The 13,587-nt window shown below is 59.4% G+C and carries 11 protein-coding genes; 10 read left to right on the top strand and 1 reads right to left on the bottom strand.

Annotated features, from left to right (window positions below; all coding sequences use genetic code 11):
* The first annotated feature begins 8 nt into the window (after nt 1-8).
* The 10 genes from RHIBUN_RS0120395 to RHIBUN_RS0120440 all read left to right on the top strand — a co-directional run bounded on the left by RHIBUN_RS0120395 (nt 9) and on the right by RHIBUN_RS0120440 (nt 11,364).
* The gene (locus tag RHIBUN_RS0120395) at nt 9-1,082 is read left to right on the top strand and encodes a BMP family ABC transporter substrate-binding protein (RefSeq protein ID WP_018855017.1); all 1,074 of its coding nucleotides are present in this window, start codon (nt 9-11) and stop codon (nt 1,080-1,082) included.
* Between the two features lie 148 nt (nt 1,083-1,230).
* On the top strand, nt 1,231-2,193 hold the full coding sequence (gene ytfQ / locus RHIBUN_RS0120400) for a galactofuranose ABC transporter, galactofuranose-binding protein YtfQ (RefSeq protein ID WP_018855018.1): 963 nt from the start codon (nt 1,231-1,233) through the stop codon (nt 2,191-2,193).
* Nucleotides 2,194-2,316: 123 nt separating this feature from the next.
* The gene (ytfR, locus tag RHIBUN_RS0120405) at nt 2,317-3,840 is read left to right on the top strand and encodes a galactofuranose ABC transporter, ATP-binding protein YtfR (RefSeq protein WP_025660976.1); all 1,524 of its coding nucleotides are present in this window, start codon (nt 2,317-2,319) and stop codon (nt 3,838-3,840) included.
* Nucleotides 3,837-4,856 carry an ABC transporter permease gene (locus tag RHIBUN_RS0120410; RefSeq protein WP_025660977.1) on the top strand — a complete coding sequence of 340 codons (1,020 nt, stop codon included), beginning with the start codon at nt 3,837-3,839 and terminating at the stop codon, nt 4,854-4,856. The genes ytfR and RHIBUN_RS0120410 overlap by 4 nt, the downstream gene beginning before the upstream one ends.
* The gene (gene yjfF / locus RHIBUN_RS0120415) at nt 4,853-5,821 is read left to right on the top strand and encodes a galactofuranose ABC transporter, permease protein YjfF (RefSeq protein WP_018855021.1); all 969 of its coding nucleotides are present in this window, start codon (nt 4,853-4,855) and stop codon (nt 5,819-5,821) included. The genes RHIBUN_RS0120410 and yjfF overlap by 4 nt, the downstream gene beginning before the upstream one ends.
* 15 nt (nt 5,822-5,836) lie before the next feature.
* The gene (locus tag RHIBUN_RS0120420; RefSeq protein ID WP_025660978.1) at nt 5,837-6,589 is read left to right on the top strand and encodes a FadR/GntR family transcriptional regulator; all 753 of its coding nucleotides are present in this window, start codon (nt 5,837-5,839) and stop codon (nt 6,587-6,589) included.
* A gap of 82 nt (nt 6,590-6,671) precedes the next feature.
* A complete protein-coding gene (gene glmU / locus RHIBUN_RS0120425) occupies nt 6,672-8,033 on the top strand; it encodes a bifunctional UDP-N-acetylglucosamine diphosphorylase/glucosamine-1-phosphate N-acetyltransferase GlmU (RefSeq protein WP_025660979.1) in 1,362 nt (453 codons plus the stop codon).
* A 104-nt stretch (nt 8,034-8,137) separates the two neighbouring features.
* Complete coding sequence (glmS, locus tag RHIBUN_RS0120430; protein ID WP_025660980.1) at nt 8,138-9,964, top strand: glutamine--fructose-6-phosphate transaminase (isomerizing); 1,827 nt, start codon at nt 8,138-8,140, stop codon at nt 9,962-9,964.
* Nucleotides 9,965-10,084: 120 nt separating this feature from the next.
* Nucleotides 10,085-10,789: a DUF502 domain-containing protein gene (locus RHIBUN_RS0120435; RefSeq protein WP_018855025.1), complete on the top strand. Its 705-nt coding sequence runs from the start codon at nt 10,085-10,087 to the stop codon at nt 10,787-10,789.
* An 89-nt stretch (nt 10,790-10,878) separates the two neighbouring features.
* Entirely contained in the window at nt 10,879-11,364 is a 486-nt protein-coding gene (locus tag RHIBUN_RS0120440; RefSeq protein ID WP_018855026.1) for a GNAT family N-acetyltransferase, read from the top strand.
* A gap of 33 nt (nt 11,365-11,397) precedes the next feature.
* On the opposite strand, the gene recG is transcribed toward RHIBUN_RS0120440, so the two are convergent.
* A complete protein-coding gene (gene recG, locus RHIBUN_RS0120445; protein WP_025660981.1) occupies nt 11,398-13,503 on the bottom strand; it encodes an ATP-dependent DNA helicase RecG in 2,106 nt (701 codons plus the stop codon).
* Nucleotides 13,504-13,587: the final 84 nt, after the last annotated feature.

Raw genomic sequence — 13,587 nt, forward strand, 5'->3', positions numbered from 1 at the left:
GGGTTATCATGAAAAAACTCGCATTTGCATTTGCCGCATCAGCTGCTGCGGTCCTGAGCGTGGGTTCGTCCGCGCAGGCCGCTGACAAGACCAAGGTCTGCTTCGTCTACGTTGGGTCACACACGGACGGTGGTTATTCCCAGGCTCACGATCTCGGTCGCCAGCAGATCCAGAAGGAATTCGGCGATAAGATCGACACGCCTTACCTCGAAAACGTACCGGAAGGCCCCGACGCCGAGCGTGCGATCGAGCGTCTGGCGCGTTCGGGCTGCAAGCTGATCTTCACGACGTCCTTCGGCTTTATGGATGCCACCGTGAAGGTCGCCGCAAAGTTCCCGAACGTGAAGTTCGAACACGGGACCGGCTATAAGTCCGGCCCGAACCTCGCGACCTATAACTCGCGCTTCTACGAAGGGCGCTACATCCTCGGCCAGATCGCAGCCAAGACGTCGAAGAACCACGGTGCTGCTTACATCGCCTCATTCCCGATCCCGGAAGTGGTCATGGGCATCAACGCCTTCGAACAGGGTGCCCGCTCCATCGATCCGGACTTCAAGCTGAAGGTCATCTGGGTGAACACCTGGTTCGACCCGGGCAAGGAAGCCGATGCAGCAAAGGCCATGGTCGACCAGGGCGTCGACGTGTTGACGCAGCACACGGATACCACTGCTCCGATGCAGGTTGCCGAGGAACGCGGCATTCATGCGTTCGGCCAAGCCTCCGACATGATCGCAGCCGGCCCGAAGGCTCAGCTGACGGCAATCGTCGACACCTGGGGTAACTACTACTCCAAGCGCGTTCACGCGCTGCTCGACGGCACCTGGAAGTCCGAGCAGAGCTGGGACGGCCTGAAAGACGGCATCCTCAAGATGGCCGACTACACCAACATGCCTGACGACGTGAAGAAGATGGCTCAGGATACCGAAGCCAAGATCAAGTCGGGCGAGCTTCACCCCTTCACCGGCCCGATCAACAAGCAGGACGGCACCCCGTGGCTGAAGGCTGGCGAAAAGGCTGACGACGGCACGCTGCTCGGCATGAACTTCTACGTCGAAGGCGTCGACGACAAGCTGCCTAAGTGATTTCGTCAGGCAATTAGCACGTGCGAAAAGGCGCTCGTTTTGAGCGCCTTTTTTTATTTGCACCGCATACCAGAAAGTGCATTTACAAAAGTAATACTATATGATTTTTTCTCGGTGTGCCGCGTGGAGGCGGCTTTGGGAGGACATAATGAAATTGAAGACTGCACTCTTGAGTGCTACGATTCTGGCTGCCTGCATGTTCGGTTCTGCATCGGCTGCGGAACTGGTCGTCGGCTTTTCGCAGATCGGTTCTGAATCGGGTTGGCGCGCTGCTGAAACCACCGTCACGAAGGAAGAAGCCAAGAAGCGTGGCGTTGACCTGAAATTTGCTGACGCTCAGCAGAAGCAGGAAAACCAGATCAAGGCGATCCGCTCCTTCATCGCCCAGGGCGTCAACGCTATCTTCCTGGCGCCCGTCGTCGAGACCGGCTGGGACGCTGTTCTGAAGGAAGCAAAGGAAGCTGAAATCCCCGTAATCCTGCTCGACCGGACGATCAAGGCGCCTGAAGACCTCTACCTGACCGCTGTCACTTCGGATCAGGTTCATGAGGGCAAGGTTGCCGGCGACTGGCTGGTAAAGACCGTCGGCGACAAGGCTTGCAAGATCGTCGAACTCCAGGGAACGACCGGCTCTTCCCCCGCCATCGCTCGTAAGAAGGGCTTCGAAGAAGCCATCGCCGGCAAGGCAAACTTCAAGATCGCTCGCAGCCAGACCGGTGACTTCACCCGCACCAAGGGCAAGGAAGTCATGGAAAGCTTCCTGAAGGCCGAAAACGGCGGCAAGGATATCTGCGCCCTCTACGCTCACAACGACGACATGGCCGTGGGCGGCATCCAGGCGATCAAGGAAGCCGGTCTGAAGCCGGGCAAGGACATTCTGGTCGTCTCGATCGACGCCGTGCCGGATATCTTCAAGGCTATGGCAGCCGGCGAAGCAAATGCGACCGTGGAACTCACGCCGAACATGGCTGGTCCCGCATTCGACGTCCTCGACGCATACCTGAAGGACAAGAAGGCTCCGGCGAAGTGGATCCAGACGGAATCCAAGCTCTACACGCCGGCTGACGACCCGACGAAGGTCTACGAGTCGAAGAAGAACCTCGGCTACTGATTTTTGACGCTGGAACCGCACCGGTCCATCATGGACCGGTGCGGAACTGCCGCCTGCCAATCAGGACCTCATGTCCTTCAATGCCGCGGCACCGCAAGGTCTGTATCAGGAAAAGCCGCACTCATGATTCACGATTTTGAGACCGTTCTAGCCGCTTCCGGTATTTCGAAATTCTTCCCGGGTGCCATTGCGCTCGATAAGGTCGACTTCTCGCTGCGTAAGGGCGAGGTGCATGCGCTTCTCGGCGAAAACGGCGCAGGAAAGTCGACGCTGATCAAATGCATCACCGGTGCCTACCACCGCGACCAAGGCCGGCTCGTTCTCGACGGCGCTGAAATCAATCCGTCCGATACGCTCGCGGCTCAGAAACTGGGCATCGGGACTGTGTATCAGGAGGTCAATCTCCTCTCCAATCTGAGCGTCGCTGAGAACCTCTATCTTGGCCGCCAGCCGAAGCGTTTCGGCATGATCGATGTGCGTGCGATGAACCGACAGGCACGGTTGCTGCTTGATCAGTATGGGATGGACATCGATGTGACCGCGCAACTCGATCGGTTTTCGGTCGCCGTGCAGCAGGTCGTGGCGATCGCGCGGGCTGTCGATTTATCCGGCAAAGTTCTCATCCTCGACGAGCCAACCGCAAGCCTCGACACGCAAGAAGTCGCGATGCTCTTTCGCATCATGCGTGACTTGAAAGACCGCGGCCTTGGAATTGTCTTCATTACACATTTTCTCGAACAGGTTTACGAGGTCAGTGACCGCATCACGGTCCTTCGAAACGGCAAGCTCGTCGGCACCCGTGAGACATCCGAGCTGTCTCGCCAGAGCCTGATTTCAATGATGCTCGGCCATGAACTGGCAAAGGCCGAGGCCACCGCCCGGGCGCACGCCGTTGCTGCCGGTCCCGTGAAATACAGCTTCGAGGGTTATGGCAAGCGCGGCAAGGTGAAGCCGTTCGATCTCGAGGTCCGTGTCGGCGAGGTGGTGGGCGTTGCCGGCTTGCTCGGGTCGGGACGCACGGAGACCGCCGAATTGCTGTTCGGGATCGAGCATGCCGACAGCGGAACCGCTAAGGTCGACGGTAGGCAGGTTAGTCTGTCGAACCCGCGTGCTGCGATCCGCAACGGCTTCGGCTTTTGTCCGGAGGATCGCAAGACGGACGGGATCATCGGCGACCTGTCCATTCGCGAGAACATTGCGTTGGCGCTGCAGGCGCGTAGAGGCTGGGCCCGACCGATTTCTCGCGCCGATCAGAACGCCTTGGCCGACCGCTACATCAGCGCACTCGACATCCGTACGACGGACAGGGAAAAGCCCATCCGTCTGCTGTCAGGCGGCAATCAGCAGAAAGCGATCCTTGCACGCTGGTTGGCCACCAATCCCGACTTTCTCATTCTCGACGAGCCGACCCGCGGCATCGACGTCGGAGCGCATGCCGAGATCATCCGCTTGATCGAAGAACTGTGCGCGAATGGCATGTCGCTGATCGTGATTTCTTCGGAATTGGAAGAGCTTATCGCCTATAGCTCACGTATTTTGGTGCTTCGTGACCGCGAACATGTCGCTGAGCTGACAGGTGACAATGTCAGCACCGCGCGCATCGTCGACGCAATCGCCGCAGCCCAGAAAGAGACGGAGGACGCATGAAGTCGTCACTCAATGCCTTGTTGACCCGGCTTGCGCCGCAAATTATCGCGCTTGCGGTCATTCTCCTATTGAATTTCATTATGTTCCCTCAGTTTTTTAATGTTGTTATTCAGAATGGCCGGCTTTACGGCAGCCTGATCGACGTACTGAACCGCGGCGCGCCGGTCGCTTTGTTGGCAATCGGCATGACCCTCGTGATCGCTACGAAGGGGATTGACCTCTCGGTCGGTGCCGTGATCGCGATCTGCGGCGCGGTTGCCGCATCATCCATCGTGTCCGGCCATTCGCTTGCTTCGACGCTGCTGGTAACGATCGGCGTCGGACTGCTTTGCGGTGTATGGAACGGATTCCTGGTCGCGTTGCTCAACATCCAGCCGATCATCGCCACGCTTGTGCTGATGGTCGCTGGACGCGGGATCGCGCAGCTCGTCACCGAGGGTGTAATCATGACCTTCAACGATGAAGGGCTGATCGCACTCGGCAGCGGCGCATTTGCTTTCCTACCCATGCCCGTTATCATCTGGCTGGTCATGGGGGCCCTGGTGATCCTCCTCGTGAGACGCACAGCGCTTGGCATGCTGATTGAAGCAACCGGCATCAATCGACGTGCAAGCACGTTGTCGGGTGTGCGCACGCCTGTGCTGCTGATGGCCGTTTATATGTTGAGCGGCCTTTGCGCCTCGATTGCCGGGATCATTGTCGCAGCCGATATCAAGGGCGCAGATGCGAACAATGCCGGTCTCTGGCTTGAACTCGACGCGATCCTGGCGGTCGTGGTCGGAGGCAACTCGTTGCTTGGAGGGCGTTTCAGCATTCTGGGTTCTCTGATCGGTGCAATGATCATTCAGGCGGTCAATACTGGCATTCTGCTCTCGGGCTTCCCGCCTGAGTTCAACCTGATCATCAAGGCGGTGATCGTCATCGTGATCCTCGTCATTCAGTCGCCTGCGGTCCAATCGGCCGCCGTGGTCCTGAGCCGGCGATCGAGCCGCGTCACGGAAGGGCAGGTTCAATGAACTCGAAATATCTGCCGCTTCTGGCAACGGTCGTGATCTTCGTTCTCTCTTATGCGATCTGCACGCTGCAGTATCCCAATATTCTGTCGACCCGCGTAATCGGCAATCTTTTGACCGACAACGCCTTTCTCGGGATTGCAGCAGTCGGCATGACCTTTGTCATTATCTCCGGCGGCATCGACCTGTCGATTGGCTCTGTCATTGCGTTTACCGGTGTGTTCCTGGCAGTCGTCCTCCAGAACACGACCATCCATCCGCTCGTCGCGTTCGCATTGGTCCTGATCATCACGACCGTGTTCGGCGCCGTAATGGGTGCTATCATTCACTATCTGGAAATGCCGGCCTTTATCGTGACGCTCGCAGGCATGTTTCTTGCGCGTGGCATGGCTTTCGTTCTGTCGATCGACAGCATTCCGATCAATCACGACTATTACACCACGTTGACGAGCCTCTATTACAAGCTGCCAGGTGGGGGGCGTTTGACGCTGATCGGCGGCATCATGCTTCTGGTCTTTGTCGGCGGCATATTCCTGGCGCACCGCACCCGCTTCGGGACCAATGTCTACGCACTAGGCGGCGGTTCGCAAACAGCGCAACTCATGGGCGTCGCCGTGGGCCGCACCACGATACAGATCTACGCATTATCCGGTTTTCTTGCTGGCCTATCCGGAATCGTTTTTTCGCTCTATACGTCAGCCGGTTATTCTCTGGCAGCAGTCGGCGTTGAGCTGGATGCGATCGCAGCAGTGGTCATTGGGGGGACGCTGTTGACCGGAGGGGCGGGATTCGTAGCGGGTACCTTCATCGGTATCCTGATACAAGGCCTCATTCAGACCTACATCACCTTCGACGGGACGCTGTCGAGCTGGTGGACGAAGATCTTGATCGGCCTATTGCTTTTTGCATTTATTCTAATGCAGAAGGTTATTCTCTTCCTTTCCAGTATGAATAAGAGGTATGCCTGAACGCGGAGGTATTCGTTGCGTAACAGATTGCTTGAGACCGGAAGAACAGCGCGCAAATCGCGAACGAGCCACGCCCAGGTCGTGGATGGCCTTGGCAGGGCGATTGTTGCCGGAACCTATCCTGTCGGAAGCATTCTGCCGGGCGATGCCGAACTCGCGCAACACTTCAAGGTCTCGCGGACGGTCCTTCGGGAAACGATGAAGACGCTTGCCGCAAAAGGCATGATCATCGCCAAGGCCCGTGTCGGAACACGCGTGACGAAGAAAAACTTCTGGAACATGTTCGACAGCGAGATCATAGCTTGGCATTTCGACTGTGGCGTGACGGAAGAATTCCTGTTGCAGCTTTACGACATTCGGATGGCCTTCGAGCCATTTGCCGCGGGTCTCGTAGCGGAGCGGGCGAGCAAGGAGGATATTGAAAATCTGCGCGCGCTAGCGACGGAGATGGCAGCCCCGGGTCATACCAGCGAAAGCCTCGCCTTGGCCGATCTGCATTTCCACCTCGCCATAGCCGATGCCTCTCACAACCCGTTCATGCGAACACTAGGGAGCTTGATCGAAGCTGCGTTGGTTGGGATGTTTCGTATCAGTACGCCCCCCTCGCAGAACGGCTTCTCAGATATTGCGGACACGCATATGCGCATCGTGGAGGCGATCGTTGCCGGCGACATCGATGGCGCTCGAAAAGCGATGGAGGCCGTGATTGTCGACGGCCGGGATCACGTCCGCGAGGCCTATGCGGCGATGAGCAGAGAATCCGCCTGATCCATTTTTGATCTTTGTCCTGCCTTTGTCTTGCTGCTATGAGGCAGCAAAGGCCGCACATAACGGATTCTCGGAGCACATAATGGAACGCACTTGCCTCGCCATCATTCTCGCTGCGGGTGACAGCACGCGAATGAAGTCGTCGAAATCGAAAGTGCTGCATCCAATCGCGAACCGCCCGATGATCGCCCATGTCTTGGATGCCGTGGCAAAAAGCGACATCTCATCGGTCGCGCTGGTCGTTGGGCGTGATGCCGACGAAGTGGCGAAGGCGGCCCAGGTCGAAGGTGTCAAAATCGAGACCTATCTGCAAAAGGAGCGGCTCGGCACTGGTCATGCGGTGTTGGCAGCGCACGATGCTATTGCTCGCGGATATGACGATATCATCGTGACCTACGGCGATGTGCCGTTGCAGACCGAAGGGCCACTCAAGGCAGCACGTCAGGGCCTTGCCGAGGGCAGCGATGTCGTAGTCATCGGTTTCCACACCGACAAGCCGACCGGCTACGGCCGGCTGCTCGTCAAGGACGGCGAACTGATCGCCATCCGTGAGGAACGAGAGGCCGCCGATGCCGAGCGTGCCGTGAAATGGTGCAACAGCGGCCTGATGGCGATCAACGGCCGTAAGGCGCTCGAGCTCCTGTCTCGCATCGGCAACGCCAATGCCAAGGGCGAATACTATCTGACCGACTTGGTGGAAATCGCTCACTCCATTGGGGGCCGCGTTACGGCTGTCGATGCTCCTGAAATTGAGATGACTGGCTGCAACAATCGCGCGGAGCTCGCCGTGATTGAGCGGCTCTGGCAAGAACGCCGACGCGACGAGATGATGATATCAGGCGTGACGATGATCGCGCCGGAGACTGTGTTTCTTTCCTACGATACAACCATCGGGCAGGACGCGCTGATCGAGCCGAATGTGGTATTCGGTCCCGGCGCGACGATCGACGGCGGCGCAATCATTCATGCCTTCTCACATATCGAAGGCGCGCATGTCAGTGCCGGCGCAATCGTTGGTCCCTTCGCCCGCTTGCGGCCCGGCGCCGACCTCGCCAACGGCTCGAAGGTCGGCAACTTCTGCGAAGTCAAGAATGGGAAGATCGGTGAGGGCGCCAAGGTCAATCACCTGACCTACATCGGCGACGCGAAGGTCGGAGCTGGCGCGAATATCGGTGCAGGCACGATCACCTGCAACTATGATGGCGTAAACAAACATCAGACGCTGATCGGCGCGAACACCTTCATTGGATCAAACTCCTCGCTTGTGGCGCCCGTCAGCATTGGCGACAGTGCCTACATAGCCGCTGGCAGTGTCATCACTGCGGATGTTCCTGCCGATGCGCTGGCCCTTGGCCGGGCGCACCAGGAGCTGAAGCCGGGCAGGGCTGCCGTGCTCCGCGAACGCGCATTCGCGATTAAGGCTGCAAAGAAGGCCAAACCATAGGCTTCCGCGTAACGCGTGGAAACCGAAAGTGACCGCCGAGGCCATTGAGAAAAAAGACGGAATCGTTACGAGTGGCCTCTGAACAGAAGGCTTTGGGGGTGTTTATGTGCGGTATTGTTGGAATCGTTGGCAGCAGCCCGGTTGCGGGGCGTCTCGTGGATGCGCTGAAGCGGCTCGAGTACCGCGGCTATGACTCTGCGGGCGTTGCGACGATACATAACGGCGAGATGGCTCGTCGTCGCGCCGAGGGTAAACTCTTCAATCTCGAGAAGCGCCTGGACGGTGACCCTCTGCCGGGAACGATCGGCATTGCGCACACGCGCTGGGCTACGCATGGCATTCCCAACGAGACCAACGCTCACCCGCATTTCGTCGAGGGCGTCGCGGTCGTCCATAACGGCATCATCGAGAACTTCTCCGAACTGCGTGAAGAGCTGATCGCCGAAGGGGCCGTCTTCGGGACGCAGACCGACACGGAAGTCGTCGCCCATCTTATGGCGAAGTATCTCCGTGACGGCCTCGAGCCGCGCGCCGCGATGCTAAAGATGCTGAACCGGGTAACAGGCGCATATGCTCTTGCGATCATGCTCCAAAGCGATCCGGGCACGCTCATGGCGGCTCGGTCCGGCCCGCCGCTTGCCGTGGGTTATGGCTCCGGCGAAATGTTCCTCGGCTCGGATGCGATTGCGCTTTCCCCCTTCACCAACGAGATCACCTATCTCGTCGATGGCGATTGGGCCGTGCTTACGCGAAACGGCGCGACAATCCTCGACTTCGCAGGTAACGAGGTAAAGCGCGCCCGTCAGATATCACAGACGACCGCCTATGTGGTGGACAAGGGCAATCACCGCCACTTCATGGAAAAGGAAATCTATGAGCAGCCCGAGGTCATCTCGCATGCCCTCAGCCACTACGTAGATTTTTCCAGCAACACGATCAGCGACAGCATCAACGCGATCGATTTCAAGGCTACCACCAGCCTGGCGATCTCCGCGTGCGGAACCGCATATCTCGCGGGGCTTGTAGGCAAATACTGGTTCGAGCGTTACGCCCGTCTGCCCGTCGAGATCGACGTCGCCTCCGAGTTTCGTTATCGCGAGATGCCTCTGTCGCCTTCGCAGGCTGCGCTTTTCATCTCGCAGTCAGGCGAGACGGCGGACACGCTGGCGTCGCTTCGTTACTGCAAGGAGAGCGGGCTGAAGATTGGCGCAGTGGTCAACGTCAAGGAATCGACCATTGCCCGTGAGTCGGATGCAGTCTTCCCGATCATGGCAGGCCCGGAGATCGGCGTTGCCTCGACCAAAGCCTTCACCTGCCAGTTGGCCGTCCTTGCCGCGCTCGCACTCGGCGCAGGCAAGGCGAGGGGAACGATCGGCGCAGAGCAGGAAAGGGAGCTGGTCCGCCATCTCGCCGAAATGCCGCGCATCATGAGCCGCGTGCTGAACCTCATCCAGCCGCAGATGGAGAGCCTGTCGCGCGAACTTTCGAAGTGCCGGGATGTCCTCTATCTCGGTCGCGGCACGAGCTTCCCGCTTGCGATGGAAGGGGCGCTTAAGCTCAAGGAAATCTCCTATATCCATGCTGAAGGTTACGCCGCAGGCGAACTCAAGCACGGACCGATTGCGCTGATCGACGAAAACATGCCTGTTATCGTGATTGCGCCGTTTGACCGCTTCTTCGACAAGACTGTCTCGAACATGCAGGAAGTTGCCGCACGCGGCGGACGCATCATCTTCATTACCGGCGAGGCGGGCGCGGCGGCATCGAAGTTGCCGACTATGGCGACGATCGTGCTTCCCGATGTCAACGAGATCATCGCGCCGATGATCTTCTCCCTGCCGATCCAGCTGCTTGCCTATCATACGGCCGTTTTCATGGGCACGGACGTCGATCAGCCGCGCAATCTGGCGAAGTCGGTCACGGTGGAGTGACCGCTTGTTCGCCTCCAGGAGGCTTGTATGGCTTGGTAGTTTCTGGCAGCTTTCTGATAGGAAAGCACGGGGGAGCTGATTTCTGATAGCCGGCCTGCTCAACGGAGTTATCAGTACGCGATGAAGGAAAAACTGCCCCGATTGCCTATAGCCACTCGCCTTAGGAACGACTTCCTGGCGGGGCTGATTATTTGTGCGCCGGTCGCGATTACGCTTTGGCTGACGTGGTCGGTCGTGCGGTGGGCGGATAGCTGGGTCAAACCCTACCTACCGGCGCGCTATGACCCGGATAACTACCTTAACTTTGCGGTGCCAGGGTCCGGCCTGCTGATAGCACTCGTCGCGATCACGCTTATCGGATTCCTCGGCAAGAACCTCATCGGCCAGAGCATCGTTCAGTTCAGCGAATCGCTTGTTCGCCGCGTGCCGCTGGTGCGGAGCATCTATCAGAGCGTGAAGCAGATTTTCGAGACGGTGCTGAAGGACAAGACGAACTCCTTCAAGAAGGTCGGCCTCATCGAATATCCCAGCCCCGGCCTCTGGGCGCTCGTTTTCATTTCGACGGATGCCAAAGGCGAGATCGCGACAAAGTTCAAGGCGATGGGTCAGGACATGGTCTGCGTGTTCCTGCCGCCGACCCCGGTGCCGACGGCCGGATTTCTGATCTTCACGCCGCGCGAAAAGATTGTGCCGCTCGACATGTCACCGGAGGACGCGGCGAAGCTCCTGATCTCCGGTGGTCTCGTCACGCCCGAAGAGCTTGCCGGGCGCATGAAAAAACAGGAGCGGACACGCAAGCCGCTGCCGGCGCCGATCGAAATGTAACTTCCGCTCCTGCTTGGCCCGTACGCGAGATCACGTCTGTTGGTTCCGCCATGTTGCCATGCGATGGCGGTTGAAGGATGACATACGCAATGCTGATCAGACCAGCCACCGCGGAAGACCGTTCCTCCATATGGACCATCATCGAGCCGACGATCCGCGCGGGGGAGACCTACACGCTCGATCGCGACATGAGCCAGACCGATGCCCTCACTTACTGGCTGGGGCCGGACAAAGAGACCTTCGTCGCCGAAGACGAAAGTGGCGAGATCCTCGGTACTTATTACCTCCGCGCCAACCAGGCGGGCGGTGGTGCACATGTCTGCAATTGTGGCTACATGACCGCTGCTGCCGCGGCAGGCAAGGGCGTGGCGCGACAGATGCACGAGCACTCGCTCGTCCGCGCCCGCGAGCGTGGTTTCCGGGCGATGCAGTTCAACTTCGTGGTCAGCGCCAACGAACGCGCCGTTCGTCTCTGGGAAACATTGGGCTTTGAGACGGTCGGCCGCTTGCCCGGCGCCTTCGAGCACCCGACAAAAGGCTACGTTGACGCTCTAGTGATGTTCCGGACGCTGTAAGACGGCTTCGGCGCGCTGTGGGCCGGGCTCGGCTCACCCTGCATGCAGGAAGCGGATCGCCTCGTCGCGGCGGAAAAGGTAGAGCAGGGAGCGTACTGCCTTGCCACGCTCGCTGGTGAGATCGGGGTCGCGCTCGATCAGGTAGGCCGCATCGCGGCGGGCGATTTCCAGCAGGTCGGCATGTGCCTCGAGGCTCGCGATGCGAAAGCCTGGGGTTCCCGACTGGCGCGTGCCGAGCAATTCGCCTTCGCCGCGCAGTTTCAGGTCTTCCTCAGCGATGCGAAATCCGTCTTCCGTTTCACGCATGATCGACAGGCGCGCATGACCAGTTTCGCCCAGTGGCCCCTTGTAGAGCAGGATGCAGGTCGAAGCCTCGTCACCGCGCCCTACGCGTCCGCGAAGCTGGTGAAGCTGCGCCAAGCCGAAGCGCTCGGCATGCTCGATCACCATGATCGTCGCATCGGGAACATCGACGCCGACTTCCACCACTGTTGTTGCGACTAGGAGGCGGATTTCGCTGTTCTTGAACGCCATCATTACGGCATCCTTCTCCGGGCCGCTCATGCGGCCGTGGATCAGGCCGATGGCGCCGCCGAGCGACGAAACGAGCGTTGCATGACGCTCCTCGACCGACATCAGGTCGCTCTCCTCGGACTCCTCTACAAGCGGGCATATCCAATAAGCCTTCTTGCCCTCCGCCAAGGCGCTCTTAAGGCGCCCGACGATCTCGCCGATACGTTCGGTCGGCACTGTGATCGTCTGGATCGGCTTCCGTCCGGCCGGCTTCTCGGTCAGCTTGGAGACGTCCATGTCGCCGAAGGCAGCCAACACCAGTGTGCGCGGTATCGGCGTCGCTGTCATGACGAGCATATGAGGTGTGATGCCCTTCGCCGTCAGCCGCAGGCGCTGGTGGACGCCGAAGCGGTGCTGCTCGTCGACGACAGCCAACATGAGGTTGCGGTAGTTGACGCTGTCCTGGAAGAGGGCGTGGGTGCCGATGACGATCTGCGCCTCTCCGGATGCGATCCTCTCGAGAATATCCTCACGTTCGCGGCCCTTGGTGCGGCCGGTAAGAACCTCGATTCCGAGGCCTGCGGAAGCGGCAAATTTGAAGATCGTCGCATGGTGCTGGCGGGCTAGAATTTCCGTCGGTGCCATGAGGACGGCCTGACCGCCACTTTCAATCACGGCTGCCATCGACATGAGGGCAACCAGGGTCTTACCGGAGCCAACGTCGCCTTGAAGAAGGCGGAGCATGCGGTCCTCGCCGGCCATATCCTTCAGGATGTCGGCGACCGCCGCATTCTGGCTGTTCGTCGGCGAAAACGGCAGAGCCTGCAGGATCTGCCTGCTGACTTGACCGGTGGCGTGTACGGGCTGGCCGGCAAGCTTGCGCAATCGTTGGCGAACGAGGCTCAGCGATAGTTGGCCCGCGAGAAACTCGTCATAGGCAAGCCGGCGGCGGGCAGGGGCTTGTGCATCGATATCCGAGGGATCGCGCGGTTCGTGTAGTCCATGGAAAGCGTCTGATATCGAGGGCAGACCCTGCTTCTGCGCAAGAGCGAAGTCGATCCATTCCGGCAGTTCCGGCGCGCGCGGCAGCGCCGCTTCGATGATCTTGCGCAATGTCTTCGGCGAAAGACCAGCTGTGAGCGGATAGATCGGCTCGACGAGGGGCAGGTTCTCGGCTTCGCTGGCCTTCACAATGTAGTCGGGATGGACCATCGACGCGCGACCGTTGAACCAGTCGATCTTGCCGCTGACGGTTACCTCCTCGTCCAACGGCAGCTGCTTTTCCAGCCAAGCCGCCTGGCCGCGAAAGAAGACAAGGGTCAGTTCGCCGGTTTCGTCGTGCAGCGTGACGCGATACGGAATGTTGCTCTTGCCGCGCGGCGGCGCCTGGTGACGATCGACCCGCGCCGTGACGGTGACGATTGCACCTTGCGGGGCGCGGGCGATACCCGGTTGGTTTCGACGGTCGATCAGCGAGTGCGGCGCATGAAACAGCAGATCGACGACGCGCGTATCTTCGGGCGTCTCGCGCCCAAGCAGCTTCACCAGCAATTCGGCGATCTTTGGGCCGACGCCGGGCAGGGCGGAAACGGGCGAAAACAGCGGATCGAGAATGGCTGGGCGCATGGCCGCAAAATGCGATGAACAATGCGGCCTTGGCAAGGCTGACAAGCTGCTTTCGAGGGTCTATAGAGGCGCATCAACAGGAAG

Source organism: Rhizobium sp. IBUN (genome assembly GCF_000510625.1).
Lineage (GTDB): Bacteria > Pseudomonadota > Alphaproteobacteria > Rhizobiales > Rhizobiaceae > Rhizobium > Rhizobium altiplani.

Coding starts and splice junctions, on each gene's coding strand:
- RHIBUN_RS0120435 (WP_018855025.1), top strand. CDS start 10,085: ATGAAGGAAAAACTGCCCCGATTGCCTATAGCCACTCGCCTTAGGAAC.
- RHIBUN_RS0120440 (WP_018855026.1), top strand. CDS start 10,879: ATGCTGATCAGACCAGCCACCGCGGAAGACCGTTCCTCCATATGGACC.
- ytfR (WP_025660976.1), top strand. CDS start 2,317: ATGATTCACGATTTTGAGACCGTTCTAGCCGCTTCCGGTATTTCGAAA.
- ytfQ (WP_018855018.1), top strand. CDS start 1,231: ATGAAATTGAAGACTGCACTCTTGAGTGCTACGATTCTGGCTGCCTGC.
- glmS (WP_025660980.1), top strand. CDS start 8,138: ATGTGCGGTATTGTTGGAATCGTTGGCAGCAGCCCGGTTGCGGGGCGT.
- RHIBUN_RS0120410 (WP_025660977.1), top strand. CDS start 3,837: ATGAAGTCGTCACTCAATGCCTTGTTGACCCGGCTTGCGCCGCAAATT.
- yjfF (WP_018855021.1), top strand. CDS start 4,853: ATGAACTCGAAATATCTGCCGCTTCTGGCAACGGTCGTGATCTTCGTT.
- glmU (WP_025660979.1), top strand. CDS start 6,672: ATGGAACGCACTTGCCTCGCCATCATTCTCGCTGCGGGTGACAGCACG.
- recG (WP_025660981.1), bottom strand. CDS start 13,503: ATGCGCCCAGCCATTCTCGATCCGCTGTTTTCGCCCGTTTCCGCCCTG.
- RHIBUN_RS0120395 (WP_018855017.1), top strand. CDS start 9: ATGAAAAAACTCGCATTTGCATTTGCCGCATCAGCTGCTGCGGTCCTG.